We start from the raw sequence: 19,735 nt of genomic DNA, 5'->3' as shown, positions 1-19,735 counted from the left end.
GGGTCAGGCGGAGAGGGGAGAGGCTTGCGTCGGGAGGAGGGGAGGCAGGGCGGAGGCGATCCGCTGGAGGAGCCAGGCCTGGGCCTGGTTCGGGCGAAGGAAGAAGTGATCGCCCGGCGTCACGTGCTGGTGGAACGCCCCCTGGGTGAGCGCGCGCCACGCCGAGGAGGCCTCGGCCGTGATGCGGTCATCGGAGGCGCCGTGCATGACGGTGATGGGGAACGCGAAGGGCGCTTCGGGCTGGTAGCGGTAGCCCTCCATCAACTTCAGGTCCGCGAGCATCATGGGCAGCAGTGCTCGCGCGAAGTCGGTGTCCCGGCCCGCCATCACCCGTCCCTCGGCCGTGTTCATCGCGATGTCGAGCAGCGGCCCCAGGGGCTCGCGCGTCCCGGGGTCGGGCACGCCCTGGAAGCCCGCCGCGCGGAAGCGCTGTTGGAGCCCTTCCAGGAACGGACCGGGCGACAGGAAGGGCGCGCTGGCCCCCCCCACGAGGAGGTGCTCGGGCTGGGGCAGGCCGCGGGCGCGGAGCCGGCTGGCGAGCAGGTACGCGAGCAGCGCGCCGAGGCTGTGCCCATAGAAGGCGAAGGGCAGGTCCAGGTGGGGCCGCAGCGCGGACTCGAGCTGGGGCAGCAGGTCTTCCAGGCGGTGCAGGGGTGGCTCGTGGATGCGGGTCTCGCGTCCCGGGAGCTGTATCGGCCAGACCTCGATGTGCTCGGGCAGCAGCCGCGCCCAGTCCAGGTAGAGCGAGGCGCCGCCGCCGCCATAGGGGAAGCAGAACAGGCGCACGCGAGGACGCGGGCGGCGCACCACGTGGCTGAACCAGGAGTGAGGTGCCGTCGCCGGGGGCACGGCGTCCGGAGCGCGCTCCGCTGGCGCGAGGTCGCGCAACAGGGCGCGGGTGAGGTTGTCGATGCTCGGGCCTTCGAGCAGCAGCTCCGCGGGCACCCGCAGCGACAGGGTCTCCTCGATGTCCCGTCGCAAGGACAGCCCCGTGATGGAGTCCAGGCCCAGGTCCCGCAGCGGCACATGGGGCGTCACCGCGTCCTGCTCCATCTGGAGGTGATGCGCGGCACGACCGGTCAGGAACGCCACGACCGCCGCGTGCTGGGCGGCCGCGTCCCTCACCTCATGGGACCGAGGGCCCTGGGGCCGGGGCGTGTCCTGGAGTGCCTTTTCGAGCGCCGCCACCCGTTCGGCGCTCAGCAGTCGCAGCCGGTGTCCCCGGGCCTCGGCGACGAGTCGGTTCGCTTCGTCCAGGAGCCGGAAGTGGCCGGTGATGTTCCCGTTCGCGTCGGGAGGTTCGGGGAAGGTGATGTGGCACAGGAGCGTGTCGCTCGCCGGGGCGTGGTGGAGCTGGAAGGACTCCCAGCCCACGACCATGAAGCGCATGCGCTCATCGAGGTGGGCCGCCCCCGCCACGGCGAACAGCTGCGCGCACGCGTCGAGGATGCCCGGATGGAAGCCCAGGGCGTGCGAGGGCTGCTCCGCGCGGGACCGCGGCCGGAAACGGGCCAGGGCTTCACCCTCGCGGAAGTCCACCGCGTCCACCCACTTCACGCTCTCCCCCAGGTCGAAGGACAGCGCTTCGAGCCGGCGGTAGAAGGTGTCGCCGTCCCAGCGGGTGGCCTGCTCCAGGCTCGGAAGGGCGCCCGAGGCATCGGGAGTGGACGCGGCGTGCTCCAGCACCGCCTGGGCGTGGAGGGTCCACGGACCGCGTTCATCCACGCGGCCATGGAGCAGCAGCCGGGCGCGATCCCCCTCCAGGGGTTCCACCCCGAGGCGCACCTCGCGCTCCTCGTGGGGATCCACGTGCAGCGCGACCAGGTAGCGCACGTCCCGAAGCGCGAATGACGTGAAGTCCAGGTGCTGGCGGATGGCGCGGGTCAGGAGCTCCTGCAGGTGTCCGACGTGGGCGACGCCGTGGTTGTCCGCCAGCTCCGGCAGGCGCGCGTAGCTGATCCGGTATGCGAATTCGCGCTCACGGCGGGGTGAGTGCAGCGGCGTGCCGTCGAACACGGGGGGACCGGAGGCATCCGTTCCGATGGGGGCGACCTCCACGGGCCGGGTCGGCAGCCAGTAGGGCTTGCGCTGGAAGGGGTAGGTCGGCGGTGGACGTTCCGGCCGGGCCCGTCCTTCGGTGAAGGGGCGTCGAGCCGGGGCGAGCCCCCGCGTGTAGAGGTCCGCCACGCAGTCCAGGAGCGTTCGCCAGGGCGCCTCGTCCGAGGTGGCGCGAAGCCAGGGGCGCTCCGTGTCGCCCAGCGCCACGATGATCCGGCGCTCGGTGGAAGCCAGCCCCGCGAGGGCCGCCTCCCAATCCCCCGTCGCGAGGGCAGGCTGCGTCCACGTGTCGGCGCGAGCCGCCTTCCGGGCGTCGATGAGCGCGTCGGTTCGCGTGTGCAGCAGGCGCAGGCGCGGCTCCGTCAATTGCCCCGGCTCCAGGGTGAAGGCGCCCAGCCCACCCAGGTCGCGCAACAGGCAGCGCAGCGCATCCCGGAGCTCCAACACGCCGGCCTCGCAGGCCGCGAGGTAGAGGCCCAGGCCGTCCGCCAGCAGTGCGTCGGGTTGATAGCCCCAGTGCCCCAGCAGCTTGAGCAGGGCGTATCGGGCGCGGAAGGTGGTGACCTCCGGCGCCTCCAGCATGCGAGGGGAGCCGCCTGACAGCTCCGCGACGACGGCGCCACACGCGTCGAAGGCCGCCGCGAAGACAGGCTCCACGGGGGAGAGCGCCGCCACGGTGGCGCGCAGGTCCCCCGCGTGGGGAATGGCGAGCGCGAGCCGGGGGATGGCGGCCTGCTCGACGACGCCGCGAAGCAGGCCCCCGGCCCCGTGGCCCTCGGCGAGTGCCAGGAGTCCGGCGGCGAGTCCCGCGCCATCGGAGGCCACCACCGCGGCGCGGTGCTCCAGGTGGCTGCGCGCGGCCACGGCGGCGGTGCACGCCGCGCCCAGCAGGTGCTCCGGCTCTCGCGACAGGTACTCCCGCCAGGCGCGGGCCTGGGCGCGCAGCGCGGCGTCGTCCCGGGCCGACAGCGGGAGCAGGTGCACGGGCCGCGGGGGCGAAGCGACGGGGGCGGGCGGAGCGGGGGGCTCGGCCACGATGACGTGGACGTTCGTCCCCGAGAACCCGAAGGCGCTCACGCCGGCCGCCCGTCCTTCCCCGTCCCACCGCAGCGTGTCCCATGCGAGCCGGGCGCGCATGCGCTCCAGGCGGATGTGGGGGTTGAGCTGGTGGAGGTGGGGCTGCTTCGGAATCGTCCGGTGTTGGAGGCAGAGCACGGTCTTGATGAGGCCGGCGATGCCCGCGGCGGCCTCCAGGTGCCCCAGGTGCGCCTTCACCGCGCCGACCGTGAACGCCTCCGCGGAGGCCGGGCGCTGCCCGTACACGGTCCCCAGGGCCTGCATCTCGATGGGGTCTCCCAGGGAGGTGCCCGTGCCGTGGGCTTCCACGTACGAGATGCGCTGGGGCTCCAGGTGCGCCGACTCCAGCGCCTTGCGCAGCAGCGCCTGCTGGGCGAGCCCGTTGGGCACGGTCAGCCCGCTGCTCGCGCCGTCATGATTCGCCGCGGAGCCCAGGAGCACGGCCAGCACGGGATCGCCGTCCCGCCGCGCGTCGGCCAGCCGCTTGAGGACAATCATCCCGCCGCCTTCAGCGCGGCCATAGCCGTCCGCGGACGCGTCGAAGGTCTTGCAGCGTCCATCCGGCGCCAGGGCGCGCAGCCGGCTCAGCGAGACGAACGTATACGGCGACAACATGAGGTTGACGCCGCCGGCCACGGCCACGGTGGACTCGCCTCGGAGCAGGCTGTCGCACGCCAGGTGGACGGCCATGAGCGATGAGGAGCACGCGGTGTCCACGGTGAGCGCGGGCCCCTGGAGCCCCAGCCGGTGGGAGATCCGCCCCGAGGCGATGTTCGCCGCGAGCCCGGTGGCGCTGTACGCGCTGAACTGTCCCGCTGTGCGAGGGAGCAGGCCGTACTCGGCGCTGCCCATCCCCACGAAGACTCCCACGGGGCTGCCCGCGAGGCTGTCGGGGGCGAGGCCCGCGCGCTCGAGGGCCTCCCACGACACCTCCAGCAACAGGCGCTGCTGGGGATCCATGTCGATGGCTTCGCGTGGAGAGATGCCGAAGAGCCGCGCGTCGAAGAGCGCGGGCGCCTCCTTCAGGAACCCTGCCTGTCGCACGTACACGCGCCCGGCGGCATCGGGATCCGCGTTGAAGAAGGCCTCGGGATCCCACCGCTCCCTGGGGACATCGACGATGGCGTCGCCGCCTTCCATGAGGAACCGCCACAGCGCCTCGGGGCTGTCGCACCCACCGGGGAACCGGCAGGCCATCCCGATGATGGCGATGGGCTCCCGTCCTTCCGGCGTGGGCGCCGAGGAACGTGGCCCGGCCACTGGCGCGGGCGAGGGCGAGGGAGGGGCGGCTTCTGGCACCACGGCCTTGGCCCGGATGCCGAACCGCTGCACGAGGACGTCGCGGGCCCCATGGAACACCACGCGCTGGCAGTCGTCCTGGGCCAGCCCCGCCTCGAACACCGACAGCCCAAGCGCGGTGGGCAGGGGCGTGAGTCCGCCCCGGCGCTCCATGAAGCGCAGCGTGCTGGCGTCCACCCGCATGCCGCCCTCGGCCCACAACGGCCAGTTGAACGACACCGTGCGGCCCCGCCGTTCTCCTCGTGCCCGTCGCGCCTCGCGCTCCTCGGCGAACGCGTCGAGGAAGGCGTTGGCGAAGGCGTAGTCGCTCTGGCCCACGTTCCCCGTGATGGCGGCCGTGGAGGAGAACAGCGCGAAGAAGTCCAAGGGCAGGTGGCGGCTGGCCTCATCCAGGTGCAGCGTGCCGTGCACCTTGGGGCCGAGCACCGCCGCCCACTGCGCCGGGTCCTTGGCCGCGACGAGTGAGTCTCGCGTCGCCCCCGCCGCGTGGATGATGCCGTGCACCGTCCCCAGTCGCTCACAGGCCTCGAGGAGCCCCCGCGCGGCCGAGTCCCGGTCGCTCACATCCGCGCGGATGTAGAACACCTGGGCGCCCGTCCCGCGCAGCGCCTCCAGCCGCAGGCGCCGGGCCTCGTCGAGTTCGCCTCGGCCCATGAGCGCGATCCTCGCCTGGACGGTGCGCACCAGATGCTCGGCCAGCAGCAGGCCCAGTCCGCCCGCTCCGCCGGTGAGCAGGTAGGCCCCGCCCTGTCGCAGCGGCGAGGGGCGTGGAGGCGCATGGGGTGGCTCCACCAGCTCACGCACCTGACGCCGATCCGCCACGTACCGGATCTCGACGTCGTCCTGGCCGCTGTTGGCCAGCGCCAGCCGCGCCACCTCGGAAGGCGCGGAGGACTCCGGGCCCAGTGCCAGGGTCTGGAAGCCCAGCCGTGGCGCCTCCAGGCCGAGCGCGCGGCAGAACCCACCCAGGGCGGCGTGGGCGGGTCGATGCGTGCCGTCCACCGTGGCGTGCAGATACCCCAGACGCATCGCCCCATCGGACGTGTGCGCGAGCATGCCCTGCGCGATCCCCAACAGCTGCGCGAAGCCGAGGGTGGGGTCCTTCCCGAAGTCCGCGTCGAGCGCGCCGAGATGGAACACGTGACTGGGTTGGAGCCCCCGTCCGCTCAGCGCGGCGAGGAGCTGTTGCACCTGCCGCGCGTCGGCGGGATCGAACTCGGGTTCCGCGCCGGTCGCGTCGAAGCGCTGACCCAGGCGCGCCCCCACCACCGGCACCTCCACGCCCTGCGCGTGCAGGTGTTCGCGGAAGGCCCTGGCGTGGGCCTCGCTCCCTCCGACGAGCAGGACGCCGCGAGGGGCGCGGCCGGGGGACTCCGTGCAGGGTGCGTCACGCCACTCCGGGCGCGCGAGCACCACTTCCGCTGGAGCTTCGGCGCGGCGCGCGGCGGGCGCCTCGGCCACGGCGGGGAGCCGTTCGAGGAGGAAGTCCGCGAGTGCCCGCAGGGTGGGGTGATCGAACGCGAGCGTGGGGTAGAGGTCGATCCCGAGCTCGCCCTCCAGGTGCTCCACGAGCTGCGTGGCCTGCACCGACTCCATCCCCAGATCGAAGAAGCCCTCCTCCGGCGACGGCTGCGTGGAGGGCGCATAGGCCAGGACGCGGGCCACCGCTTCGCCGAGCAGGCTGATCAAGAGCGCGTGCCGCTCGGCCTGGGGGGCGTGCGCCAACTGCTCCCGCATCGACTGGCGGTGTCGCGGCTCGGGGGACGTGGGGGCGGGGGGGGCCCCCGGAGGCGGCGGCGTGGGCGCTGGTCCCGAGGATTCAATCCAGTGGCGCTCTCCGGCGAAGGGGTAGGTCGGGAGGCGGAGCCGGCGCGGCGGGTGCTCCCGGTACAGGGCCCGCCAGGGCCAGGGCGTGCCTTCGGCCCAGGTGCGCGCGAGCGTGGCGTGCTCATGCCGGGCGACGAGCGCCAGCAGCTCGGACTCGGGGGGCGCGGCGTCCGCCACGTGCGATGGGGAGAGGGTGGCGGTGAAGAGGCCCTGGGCTCGGAGCGCCACGGAGTCCTCCGCGTGCGCCACGTAGACGCGCAACCTCTCGCGGGTGATGACCAGGTCCGAGGCCACGAAGGCGAGCCGGGCGGACATCGCCTCGCGCCCCTGTTGCAGCGTGAACGCGAGCGCTTCGAACTCACCCAGGCCCCAGTCTGGCCGGGCCTCGAGCCAATCGAGCAGCCGCCGCGCCTGGACGCGCAGCCGCTCCGGCGTGCGGGCGGACAGCACGAGGACCTGGGGCCGGGCCGGGAGCGGGAAGCTCCGGAGCGCGGGCCCTTCCCAGGATTCGACGACGAGGTGCACGTTGACGCCGCCCGCGCCGAAGCTGCTGATGCCGGCGCGCAGGGGCTCTCCGGGCCGTGAGTGCCACGGCGTGGCTTCGCGTTGGACGCGGAAGGGCGTGCTCGCGAAGTCGATGTGCGGATTGAGCTGCCCCCCATGGATGAGGGTGGGCGCCAGCCGGCGGTGCCTCATCTGCAAGAGGACCTTGTGGAGCTGCGCGATGCCGGCGGCCGACTCCAGGTGGCCGATGCTGGCCTTGACCGAGCCGATGGCGCAGAAGCCCCGGTCCGGTGTGTGGCTCCGGAACGCATCCGTCAGCCCCGTGACCTCGATGGGGTCGCCCAGGCTGGTGCCCGTCCCGTGCGCTTCCACGTAGCCGAGGGTCCGGGCATCCACCCCGGCACGTCTCAGGGCCGTGGAGATGACCTCGGTCTGCGCCACGGGGTTGGGCACCGTGTAGCCATGGGTCTTCCCGTCGTGGTTGTGCGCGCTGCCCTTGATGACCGCGTGGATGGTGTCCCCGTCGCGCAGCGCCATGGCCAGGGGCTTGAGCAGGACGGCCCCCACGCCCTCGCCGGGGACATAGCCATCGCCCCCCGCGGCGAAGCTGCGGCAGCGCCCGTCGCTCGACGCGAAGCGGTTGGCGCAGAGCATCACGTACTTGCTCGGGTGCAGCGACAGGTTCACGCCGCCCGCCAGCGCCACCTCGCATGCGCCGGAGCGCAGGCTCTCGCACGCGAGGTGGATGGCGTTGAGCGACGAGGAGCAGGCGGTGTCCAGCGTGAGGCTGGGCCCGCTCAGGTTGAGCGCGTAGGAGACCCGGTTGGCGATGGAGAAGGATTGGGTGCTGAACGGGATGCGGTGGCCTCGCGACCACTCCTGCGCGCCGAAGAGGGCGTATTCGTTGTACGTGGCTCCGACGAACACGCCCACGGGCGCGCGTTGATCTCCCGCGTCCGCCTTCGCCAGCCCCGCGCGCGTGTAGCCCGCGTCCTCCATGCAGGCCCAGGCGGTCTCCAGGAAGAGGCGCTCCTGGGGGTCCATGTAGCGGGCGATCAGCGGAGAGATCTGGAAGAAGGCCGCATCGAAGCGGTCCACGCGGTCCAGGAAGCCGCCCCACTTCGCATAGATGGAGCCCGGCTCCTGGCGTGTGGCATCGAACAGGGGGCGGTAGTCCCAACGCTCCGTGGGGATCTCCTCGATGCAGTCCTTGCCCGTCTCCAGGTTGCGCCAGTAGTGCTCCAGGTCCTCCGCCTGGGGATAGCGGCCGCTCATCCCGATGATGGCGATGTCCCCATCCGCGACGCTGTCCCGAGGCATCGGCGAGGAGCGTGGGCGCTGCTCCGGGGGCCCCACGCGCGCGGCGGGCGGGGGCGGTCCCTCGGGGGGCGGCGCGGTCGTCGCGGAGGGCCCCGGGGCCTGCCGCGTGAGCCGCTGGAGCTGCGCGCCGTGTTCCTGGCCCAGGTAGGCCGCCAGGTCCGCGAGGTTCTTGTATTTGAAGAACAGGGTGATCGGGAGCTTGCCGAACGCCGCCTCGAGCTTCTGGTGGAGCTCGGCGATGAGGATGGAGTTCATCCCGTAGCTCTCGAAGTCGGCCGTGGGACGGAGGGTCGCTGGATCGAGCCGCGCCGTGGTCGCCAGCGCCTGGGTCAGGAACTGGAGCGCGCCGCGCCAGGTCCCGTCGGCCTCCAGCGGAGTGGCGTCGCGCGGAGCCGCTGTTTCAGGGACCGCGATGGGCGCTGTCGCCGCGCCCGTCACGTACAGCCGATCCGCCGGACCGGGCAGCAGCCAGTGCCGCGTCTGGGCGAAGGGTGAGCCGGGCAGGGACACGCGCCGTGACGGGAGCGGGTAGAGCCGCGACAGGTCGGACGTGGCTCCGCTCACCCAGAGCCGGGCGAGCCGGTCGAGCTCCCCTCCGGTGAACAACGCCTCCAGGAAGGCCGCGCCAGCGGCGCCGCCCAGAAGCGACTCATGCAGCCGCGCTCCGTCCGCGCTCCCGACATGCACGTGTTCGGCGGTGCCGCGTCCGAGCCATCCATCGAGCCGCGCGGCGAGTTCATCGAGGTCGCGCACCACGGTGGCCAGCCGCTCATCCAGGACCTCGCGTCCCACGGTGAGCGTGTAGGCCAGATCTTCCAGGTGCGGCGGCGCCGGGTTGCGCAGGGCCTCGCGCAGCCGCTCGGCGGTGGTCCGCAGCAGGGCAGGATCGCGAGCGGAGAGCACCACCAGTTGGGGCCGCGTGGCGGTCCGGGGGGGCCGGGGCGCCGCGCGGTACTCCTCCAGGACGACGTGGGCGTTGGTGCCGCCGAACCCAAAGGAGCTCACGCCGGCGCGCCGGAGCCCCTCCACGCCTGCGTCGTCGAGCGGCGCGGGCCATGGCCGGGTGGTCGCGTTGACGTAGAACGGGCCACCCTCCAGCCGCAGTTGGGGGTTGGGCTGCTGGAAGTGGAGGCTGGCGGGGAGGGTGCGGTGACGCAGCGCGAGCGCCACCTTGAGGACCCCCGCGATGCCGGCGGCCGTCTCCAGATGTCCGATGTTGGTCTTGACCGAGCCGAGCGCGCAGTGGGGCCGCGAAGGCGGGGGCCGCTGCCAGCGCGGATAGAGCCGCTCGAAGGCCATGCGCAGGCCGGAGATCTCGATGGGGTCTCCCAGGGAGGTGCCCGTCCCGTGCGCTTCGATGTAGCCGACGGTCGCCGGATCCACCCGGGCGTCCTCGTAGGCGGCCACCAGCAGGTCCGCCTGGGACTTGGGGTTGGGGGCGGTCAGCGCCTGGGCGCGTCCGCCGTGGTTGATGGCCGTTCCACGAATGACCGCGTGGATGGTGTCCCCGTCGGCCTCGGCGCGCGACAGGGGCTTGAGCAGCAGGGCGCCCAGGCCCTCACCGCGGACGTAGCCGTTGGCGGAGGCGTCGAACGTCTTGCAGCGTCCGTCCTCGCTCAGCATGCCCGCGCGGCTGAACGCGAAATACAGCTGCGGGCTGAGCAGCAGGTTGACGCCGCCGACGAGCGCCAGCGTGCACTGACCCGAGCGCAGGGCCTGGACCGCGTGGTGGATGGCGACCAGCGAGCTGGAGCACGCCGTCTCCACCGGGAGGCTGGGGCCGTGCAGATCGAGCAGGAAGGAGAGCCGGTTGGGCAGCACGGAGTGCGCCTTGCCCGTGGCGGTGTGCGCGTCCGCGGCGATGCCGAAGTCCCTCAACAGGTCGTGGTAGTCGGTCGTGCCGATTCCCACGAACACCCCCGTGTCGCTGCCCGCGAGGGAGGAGGGCCGGTAGCCAGCGTCCTCCAGGGTGTTCCACGCCAGCTGGAGGAACAGGCGGTGCTGGGGGTCCATCAGCGCCGCCTCGCGGGGCGTGATGCGGAAGAAGGCCGCGTCGAAGTGCTCCACCGGGTCGATGAAGCTGCCCCACCTGACGCGGGTCCGATTCGGCTCGGTCAGCGGGTTGCCTTCGAGCGCGCGCCAGTCCCACCGCTCCGGGGGGATCTCCGCGATCAAATCGCGCCCCTGCTCGAGGTTCCGCCAGAAGGCGCCCAGCTCGGGGGATTGGGCGAAGAGTCCGCCCATGCCGATGATCGCGATGGGCTCCGATGAGCCCGCCACGGACTTGGGGGGAGCGGTGCGCGCAGGGGGCTGGGGCTTGGGGGGCTCCGGGGCGGCGGTCACTTCCACCGAGGGCTCCGAGGGCGGTGCCCGCTCCTCCGGAAACCGTGCGCTCAGGGCCCCCCGATGCGTGGCGAGCAGATGCTCGACGAGGGCCCCCAACCGGTCATGCTCGAAGAGCATCGCGGCAGTGAGATCCACGCCGAGCTGTTCACGCAGCCGGTTGGCCAGCTGGGTCATGGAGATGGAGTCGAAGCCGAAGTCGCGCAGGTCCGTGTCCGGATCCACATCCCCGACGTCCATCTTGAGGATCGACGCCGCGGTCCCCATGACCTGGGCGCGCACCCGGTCGCGCAGGAGTCCGTTCGGGGCCACGGGCTGGGGTTCGGACCTCGGGGACGGCGGTGCGGCGGGCGCGGGCACGGATGGGCGGGGCAGCGCCACCGCGGCGAGCGTCTGGCAAAGGGCGCGCACGGAGGCGTGTTCCGCCAGCTGGCGCGAACTCAAGGCGCGGCCCATCCGCTCACCCAGTCGGGTGCTCAGCACCGCGAGCGTGGTGGGATCGAAGCCGTGATCCTCCAGGCTCGCATCGGGATCCACCTCCGCGGGGTCCACGCGAAGGACCTCCGCGACCGTCGCCAGGACCGCTTCCATGTCAGCGGGTGCGGCCTCGGAAGATGGCGGGAGCGGGGCGGACGCGGGGGCCTGGATCAGCGCGAAGGCTTCATCGATGGCCGCGAGGTCGCCCTCCACGACGGCCATCACGGGCTCCGTGGCGTGCAGTGCCCGCACGAAGAAGTCGAGTCCCGCCCGTGTGCCCAGCGGCTTCATGCCCAGCGTCCGCAGCAGGTGCTGTTCGACTTGCGCGTCCACGCGCATGCCGCCCTCGCGCCACAGGGGCCAGGCGATGGAGAGCGAGCGTCCGTGGCGCTGGCCCCGTGCGACCTGGGCCGCGCGCCTTCTTGCGAGCTGGTCGAGGTACCGGTTGGCGAAGGCGTAGTCGCACTGCCCCACGTTGCCGATGACTCCGGCCAGGGAGGAGAACAGGACGAAGAAGTCGAGCGGTAGCTGCCGTGTCGCGAGGTCGAGGTGGAGGGCGCCATGGACCTTGGGCCGCAGGACCTCGGTCACGTCCTCGGGGCGCTTGTGGGCGACCATGGCATCGCGCAACACCCCGGCGGAGTGGATGACGCCGTGGAGCGCGCCGAAGCGACTCACGGTCGCGTTGACGAGCGCTTGCGCTTCATCCTCGCGAGACACGTCCGCGCGCAGGTACACGGCCTCCGCGCCGTCGGCGGCGAGTGTCTGGAGTTGGTCACGGACGGCCGCGTCCTCCGGAGCCCGTCCGGCGAGGACGAGCCGCGCCTGGAAGCGTTGGGCGAGGAAGCGGGCGAAGAGCAGGCCCAGCCCGCCCCGCCCCCCCGTGATGAGGTAGACGCCCCGGTGTCGAAGCAGGGGCGTGGAGTCCGCGTCGGGCAGCGACAGCCGTTGCATGCGGAGCCGGGCGCGCCCCGTCCGGTCCAGTCGGATCAAGTCATCCGCCGCGTGGGGCAGGGAGAGCTCCTGGAGCAACAGCTCCCAGGCCGGGCGCGTGACGCCGTCCCCGAGTCGGATGACTCGGTATCGCAGGGCGCCATGCTCGCGGTTGATCGTCTTGCAGAACCCCGAGAGCGCGGCATGGGGTGACGAGGTCTCGTCGCCAGCCTCCACGCACAGCAACTGGAGCGAGGGCACGGGCCGGGACTGGAGCCAGGCCCGGGTGAAGCTGATCAGCGCCTGGAGGCCCTGCTCCAGCACCTGCTCCAGGGATTGCTGATCCGGTCCGGAGCCGTGCAGCGCGGTCCAGGCGTGAATCACGGCCGTGGGGACGCGGCCCTCCTGTCGCAGGGCCTGGAGCAGCAGCGTGGCGTCTTCGGTGCGCGCGGGCGCGATCTCGTAGACGCCGTCGCCGAGCGAGCGGAAGCCCGTCCCCGGCTTCACGAGGATCACGGGCCGTGGGGTCCCTCCGCGAAGCCCGTCGCGCAGGACGGTGTCGTGGTCGAAGAGCAGCAGGGCACCGGTCGCCTCGTTGGAGGTGCGCTCCAGTGGTTCGGGCACCCAGGCTTCGCCCAGGACGCGGAGGTGCTCGCGCGCCGGTCCACGAACCTCTCGGATCGCGAAGTCCTCCATCCGCACGAGCACCGTCCCCGCGCCATCGAGCAGACACAGCTCGAAGGTCTCCACGTCCTTGCGCCGCGCCTTGCGCGTGACGTGGACGAAGCACTCGGGGGGCAGGGGCCGGTGCAGGTGCACCGCCGTCAGGGAGAACGGAAGCCAGGTCCGCTCCGCAGCCGCGACACCGCCCTCCGGTTCCTGCGCGAGGAGGCCGATGACGGCTTGCAGGGCACCGTCCAACAGGCCGGGGGGGAGGGTGACGTCCACCGGTGCGGGGGCCGTGGGCAGGTGCAACGCGGCGAGCGCCTCGTCATGTCCCACGTGGAGCGCGCGGATGGGGCGCAGGGACTCGCCGTACTCCAGTCCCCGCGAGGCGAGGAGGCGGTAGCAGTCCTCCGCGGACAGCAGGCGCGGGCAGCGCGCCTGGATGTCACCGGGTGCCGGGCGCGACTCCCTCTGCCCGGAGCTCTCCTTGCGCGACAGCCGACCCTGGGCGTGGAGCTGCCCGGTCGCTCCGACGAGGCGGAAGCCCAGATGCTCGCCCTCCTGCTGGAGTTCGAGGGACACGTCGAGGGTCGCGGTGTCTGACGACGGCACCCCAGGGCTCGCCCAGGTGATGTCGCGAAGGCCGTGGACAGGCCCGGCGCCCGCCAGTCGGGCCGCGGCGAGGGCCATCTCCAGACACACGACTCCCGGGAGCACCGGCTGCCCACGGACGCGGTGGTCGGCGAGCAGCGGCTCCGTGGCGGAGAACGCCGTGGAGAAGCGCACGGCCGCGAACGTGGAGGTGTTGAGTCCCAGCAGCGGGTGAAGCCGCCGAGGGGCGCCGCCGGAGGTGGCCACGTGCTCCGTGCGCGGCAGCCAGTACGAGCGCCACGCGAAGGGATAGGTCGGGAGCGGGTGCCGCCGGGGGCGGCCTTCGGGATGGAGCGTGGACCAGTCCACGTCCTGGCCCTCCACCCAGCGCGCGGCGAGTTCGCGCAGCGCCGGGGCCTCCGTCCCGCGCGCGGACAGCGACGCGGTGGAGGGCGCGGCCCTGCCCGTCCCCTGGAAGCAGTCCGCTGGGAGGGAGGTCCCCTCCAGGTAGCTCCGCAGTTGTACGCGCAGCGCCTCCAGGCTCGAGGCGACGAAGGCGAGCCGCGCGGGCATGGGCTCGCCGCGAATCTGCGACGAGTAGGCGATCTGGCTCAGGCTGGCACGGGGAGCCGTGCCGCCGGGGGCGGCCTGCCGGTCCAGGACCCGCAGGAGCCGTTCGGCGTAGGGGCGGAGCCGGTCCTCCTTGAGCGCGGACAGGACGACCAGTCGTGGCCGCTCGGGAGGTGGTGCGTCGGCCCGAGGGGCCACGTACTCCTCGAGGATGACGTGGGCGTTGGCTCCGCCCGCGCCAAATGAGCTCAGGCCCGCGCGCCTGGGGGCGGGCTGCCCCGCGAGGGTCGTTGGCGCGGGCCAGTCGCTCAGCTCCTGTTGGACGCGGAAGGGCGTGCTCGCGAAGTCGATGAAGGGATTGAGCTGGCGCGCATGCAGCGACGGGGCGAGCTTGCGGTGGCGCAACTGGAGCAGCACCTTGGTGATGCCGGCGATCCCCGCGGCGGCTTCCAGGTGCCCGACGTTCGACTTCACCGACCCGATGGCGCAGCTCCACTCCGGAGCCGTCCTGCCCCTGAAGGCCTTGCCCAGGCCGGAGATCTCGATGGGATCGCCCAGGCTCGTGCCGGTCCCGTGCGCCTCGATGTATCCGACCGTCCCAGGCTCGACGCCCGACCGCTCCAGCGCCTCGGAGATGAGCGTGGCGTGAACGTCGGGATCCGGGACGGTGTAGCCGTTGGAGCGGCCGCCATGGTTGACCGCGGTCGTGCGGATGACGCCGTGGATGAAGTCCCCGTCGGCCTCGGCGCGCGAGAGGGGCTTGAGCAGGACCGCGCCCACGCCCTCGCCCGGGACGTAGCCGCTGCCGCCCTCGCCGAACGCGCGACACCGGCCGTCACTGGAGAGCATGCGGTGCTCGCTGAGGAACACGTACTTGCTCGGGTGCAGCATGAGGTTGACGCCGCCGACCAGCGCCTGTCCGCACTCACCGCGCAGCAGGCTCTCGCGGGCGAGGTGCAGCGCGGTCAGCGACGAGGAGCACATCGTGTCCAGGGACAGGCTGGGGCCGCGGAAGTCGAAGAAGTAGGAGACGCGGTTCGCGATGGACGATGCGAATGACGAGGGCGCGACGGGGTGCCCCTTGAGGGTCTCCTCCAAGCCCAGCAGCGCGTACTGCCCCCACATCACGCCCACGAACACGCCCACGCGCTGGCCTCGAAGGGCCCCGCCCGGTTGGCCCGAGTCTTCCAACGCCTGCCAGGCCGTCTCCAGGAACAGCCGCTCCTGGGGATCCATGAGCTCGACCTCGCGCGGCGAGAGGTTGAACAGGCGCGCGTCGAACTGGTCGATGCCTTGAAGGAACCCGCCCCACTTGCCCTGGGTGGTGCCCGGGCGCTTGCCGTTCGGATCGAACCAGCGGTCGTGATTCCAGCGCTCCTTGGGGACCTCCGTGATGCAGTCCCGTCCGGCTTGGAGGTTGTCCCAGAACGCGTCCAGGTCCGCAGCCTGGGGATAGCGTCCCGCGAGCCCGATGATGGCGATGGGTTCGTCCAAGCGCGTGCGCGGTGAAGGGGCCGCGGGGACGAGGACTTCATGTCGCACGGGAGCAGGCGTCTCGGCGCGGCCCGCGGGGGGCTGTCTGGGGGCGAGCCCCGCCACGCCCTGCGCATGATGCCGCGAGAGGTAGTCCGCCAGCTCGCGCAGGGTGCTGTGCTCGAACAGCAGCGTCGGGTAGAGCTTGCACGCGAGGTCTTGCTCCAGCCGCCGCACGACTCGCAGCAGGTGGGTTGAATCCAGTCCCTGGGAGTAGAAGTTCTCCGTCTCGTCGAGCGACTCGGGGGCCACCGACAATTCAGAGGCGAGCAGGCCTCGCAGGTAGTCCAGGATGGGAGCGTCACTCGCGGCTGTCGCGGGCGCGGCGGGTACGGCGGGTACGGCGGGCGCGGCGCGTGGCTCCGGAGCACGCGCTTCGCCTTCCGGGCGTCGCAAGCGGGAGATGAGGGCTTCGGAGCGGATGCGCTTGGTGGACAGCTTTCGGAGGGATGCGAGGCGTTGCCCCTCCCGCGAATAGAAGTCGATGTCGCTGTGAAAGAGGTCGTCCGCCACCAGTCCGGTGCTGGATTCACGCACATGGACGAACACGCGTTCGCCCAGCGCGCGCACCGCACGGAACGACTCGATGTGGATGGGGATGAATGGCTGGAGGGCCAGCTCCGGCCGCTGTTGCATGAAGAGGAACGGCAGGAGCGTGGAGCTGTCCAGGAGGACTGGATGGAGGAGGAAGTCCTCCAGGTGTTCCCGCGCGGGCCTGCTCAGTTGGAGCGCGGCCAGCACTCCGCCCTCGTGGAAGTAGAGCTGTCCCTGGCCCTTCATGAACTCGAGGTGTTCGATGGCCGCGCCGCGCGCGTAGACATAGGCGTCGTCCACGTCCGTGGTGCGCGTGGCTTGTTTCAGCAAGGCATCCACGTCGAGCCGGCCCTCGAACGGCTCACGGGTGACCTGGAACTCGCAGCGGAAGTTCTCGACGACCCCGACCCCTGCCGGGCCGTCGCTCCCGGAGGGAACGGGGCTGCTCTCCGCCGTCACCCGCCAGTGCCGGGCCTCCGCGTCCTGCGGGACGAAGCGCAGGCGCACGCGCCGGCCGAACTGCTCCGTGGTGGCGATGGGCTCACTGAACAGCACATTCCGCAGCTCAATCGACGGTGTGTCGAACCCCTGGGCTTTCAGGGCGCGGAGCACGAGATCCAGGAAGACCACCCCTGGCAGGATTCGCACGCCGTGGACCCGGTGATCCCGGACGAGCGGGTCTTCGTGGCTGATCGTGGTGCTGCACTCGAACGCGTGTAGCAAGTCGGGCACGGTGTCTTGTCCTGGAGACCCGGCAGCCTAGATCAATGCTCTGACTCCTTGAGACAGGGGAGAGTGAATAGATCCGCAATAAGTGCGGCTCCGAGGGCGGGACACGCCCCGTCTGGTGCTGCATTCGCGGAATGCTTGAATTTGAGAGGAGATTCCCAGGAAAATTGGCGAGACATGCCTGTCCTGATGACAGCGCGATGCGCACCTCGTCCTGGGATTTGGCACCGCGATGTTTCACGGGGTGCCGAGCCAGGGCCGGACGCCGGAACTTCCGGGTCCGGCCCGCGGCTGAGCGAGAGGGCTCAGGCCGTGGCGGACCGCACGGCCTCGCGCAGCGCCCCGGACTCCACCAGCGCCGTGACCGCCGAGATGTCGTGATGCAGCTCGCGGTCGCGGTCCATGTGCGGGACCTTGCTGCGCACCAGCTCGTACGCCGCCAGGACGCCCTTGCCGGGCTTCACCGGCTGACGGAAGTCCAGCGCCTGCGCCGCGACCAGGACTTCAATCGCCAGACATGAGCGCGTGAACTCAGACACCTGACGGCCCTTGAGCGCGGCCGTCATGCCCATGGACACGTGATCCTCGCGGCCCGCGGAGGAGGGGATGGAGTCCACCGACGCCGGGTGGCTCAGGATGCGCGACTCCGCCACCAGGGCCGCCGCCGTCACCTGGGCGATCATGAACCCGGAGTTGAGCCCGCTGTTCTTCGCGAGGAAGGCGGGCAGCCCCGACAGGGAGGGGTTCACCATCTGCTCCACGCGCCGCTCGCTGATGGACGACAGCTGCGTGAGCGACATGGCCACCACGTCCATCGCCAGGGAGATGGGCTGACCGTGGAAGTTGCCGCCGGAGATGATGTTCTCCGTGTCCGCGAACACCAGCGGGTTGTCCGTGCCGCTGTTCACCTCCACCTCCAGGATGCGGCGCGCGAACGCCAATCCCTCTCGCGCGGAGCCGTGCACCTGCGGAATGCACCGGAGGCTGTAGGGGTCCTGCACCTTGCTGCAATTGACGTGCGTCTCCACCAGCTCGCTGCCCTTCAGGATCCGCCGCAGGTGCTCCGCCACGGCCTTCTGGCCCGCGTGCGGACGCACCGCGTGGATCTCCGGCAGGAACGGCTTGTGGCTGCCCAACAGGCCCTCCACCGTCATCGCGCCCGCGATGTCCGCCACGTCCGCCAGCAGCTCCGAGCGCAGCTGCGTGAGCGTCCCCACCGCGCACATCGCCTGCGTGCCGTTGATCAGCGTCAGGCCTTCCTTCGCCTCCAACACCACCGGCTTCAGGCCCGCCTTCTCCAGCGCCTGCTTCGACGGCATCCGCACGCCCTCGAAGAACGCCTCGCCCTCGCCAATCAACACCAGCGCCAGGTGCGCCAGCGGCGCCAGGTCACCGGAGGCGCCCACACTGCCCCGCTCGGGCACCACCGGCACCACGTCGCGGTTGAGCATGTCCAGGGCCAGCCCCAGCGTCTCCATCCGGATGCCGCTGAAGCCCTTCGCCAGCACGTTGCAGCGCAGCAGCAGCAGGACGCGCGCCTCCGGCAGCGGCAGCGGATTCCCCACGCCACAGGCGTGCGACAGGATGAGGTTGCGCTGCAGGTCGCGCAGGTCCTTTCGGTCGATGCGCACCTCCGCGAGCGTTCCGAAGCCGGTGTTGATGCCGTACGACGGGGTGTCACCCGCGGCCACCCGGTCCACCAGCGTTCGGGAGGCCTGCACCCGCCTGGCGGCTTCGGGGGCGAGCTCCACCGTGAGCTCGTGGCGGGAGACCTGGAGGATCTCCTCCAGCTTCAGGGTGTCACCATCGATGAGGAGGCGGGGGCGGGACATGTCTGGGTGCTCCAGGAATGCGGCTTGAAGACGTGGGGCCGCGAACGCTAGCGGATTCGCGGCGGCTTGGTTGAGAGGCCCTTTACACCCGGGGCCCGGCGCTCATATAGCCTGCGCCCGTCCGTGCAGGGAGGTCGTGAGCCCCTTGGCCCTCATCGTCCAGAAGTACGGCGGTACCTCGGTGGGTGACACCGAGCGCATGAAGAACGTCGCGCGCCGCTGCATCGCCGCCCAGAAGGCGGGCCATGACGTCGTCGTGGTCGTGTCCGCCATGTCCGGCGAGACCAACCGCCTGCTCAAGCTCGTCGCGCAGATCACCGACCGGCCGAACGAGCGCGAACAGGACGTCGTCGTCGCCACCGGCGAGCAGGTGTCCATTGGCCTCGTGGCCATGGCCATCCAGGCGCAGGGCGGAGAGGCCGTGAGCTTCCTCGGCCACCAGGTGCGCATCGTCACCGACAGCACCTTCTCCAAGGCGCGCATCAAGAGCATCGACGCGGAGCCCATCCGCGCCGCCTTGAAGCGGGGGCAGATCGTCGTCGTCGCCGGCTTCCAGGGCGTGGACGAGACGGGCAGCGTCACCACGCTGGGACGCGGGGGCTCCGACACCACCGGCGTCGCCCTGGCCGCCGCGCTCAAGGCGGACGCGTGTGAAATCTATACGGACGTCGACGGCGTCTACACCACCGACCCCAACGTGTGCCCGGCCGCGAAGAAGCTGGACCGCATCACCTACGAGGAGATGCTGGAGCTGGCCAGCCTGGGCGCCAAGGTGTTGCAGATCCGCTCGGTGGAATTCGCCATGAAGTACAAGGTGCCCCTGTGGGTGAAGTCGTCCTTCACCGAGGATCCGGGCACGCTCGTCTGTGAGGAGGACGCATCCATGGAGGACGTGCTGGTTCGAGGGGTCGCCTACGACCGGAACGAGGCGAAGATCACCGTGGTGGGCGTGCCGGATCAGCCGGGCGCCGCGGCGAAGCTCTTCGGGGCGCTCGACGCGAAGCACATCGTCGTGGACCTCATCGTGCAGAACCTGTCCCGCGAGGGGCGCACCGACGTCACCTTCACCGTCGCCAAGTCCGACTTCGCCAAGGCCCACGAGGTCGTGAAGCTGGCCGCGCAGGAGGTGGGCGCGACCGGTGTCGAGGTGGATGACGCCATCGCCAAGGTGTCCATCGTCGGCGTGGGCATGCGCAACCACTCGGGCGTCGCGGCGCGGATGTTCCAGACGCTCTCTCAGGAAGGCATCAACATCCAGCTCATCTCCACGTCGGAGATCAAGACCTCGTGTGTCATCCACACGAAGTACACGGAGCTGGCGGTGCGCGCGCTGCACACGGCCTTCGGGCTGGATGCGCCGCCGGCCGTGACGGCCACGCCCACCGTGTCCGAAGTGGACGCGCTGAAGGGGCAGAAGGCCTGAGGCGCTGGGGGCGCACGTC

3 protein-coding genes are annotated in these 19,735 nt (G+C 71.5%); 1 reads left to right on the top strand and 2 read right to left on the bottom strand.

Going from position 1 to position 19,735, the window contains the following annotated elements:
* Positions 1-3: 3 nt before the first annotated feature.
* Both GTY96_RS10145 and hutH read right to left on the bottom strand, forming a co-directional pair.
* Positions 4-16,464: an SDR family NAD(P)-dependent oxidoreductase gene (locus tag GTY96_RS10145; RefSeq protein WP_161664600.1), complete on the bottom strand. Its 16,461-nt coding sequence runs from the start codon at positions 16,462-16,464 to the stop codon at positions 4-6.
* 302 nt (positions 16,465-16,766) lie between these two features.
* The gene (hutH, locus tag GTY96_RS10140) at positions 16,767-18,293 is read right to left on the bottom strand and encodes a histidine ammonia-lyase (RefSeq protein WP_161664599.1); all 1,527 of its coding nucleotides are present in this window, start codon (positions 18,291-18,293) and stop codon (positions 16,767-16,769) included.
* 145 nt (positions 18,294-18,438) lie between these two features.
* Here hutH and GTY96_RS10135 point away from each other — a divergent pair, with 145 nt between their 5' ends.
* The gene (locus GTY96_RS10135) at positions 18,439-19,716 is read left to right on the top strand and encodes an aspartate kinase (protein WP_143902111.1); all 1,278 of its coding nucleotides are present in this window, start codon (positions 18,439-18,441) and stop codon (positions 19,714-19,716) included.
* Positions 19,717-19,735: the final 19 nt, after the last annotated feature.

Source organism: Corallococcus silvisoli, assembly GCF_009909145.1.
In the GTDB taxonomy this organism is placed as follows: domain Bacteria; phylum Myxococcota; class Myxococcia; order Myxococcales; family Myxococcaceae; genus Corallococcus; species Corallococcus silvisoli.
Note: the sequence above shows the minus strand (reverse complement) of the source record. Positions and strands in the feature narration are given on the sequence as shown.

Coding starts and splice junctions, on each gene's coding strand:
- hutH (WP_161664599.1), bottom strand. CDS start 18,293: ATGTCCCGCCCCCGCCTCCTCATCGATGGTGACACCCTGAAGCTGGAG.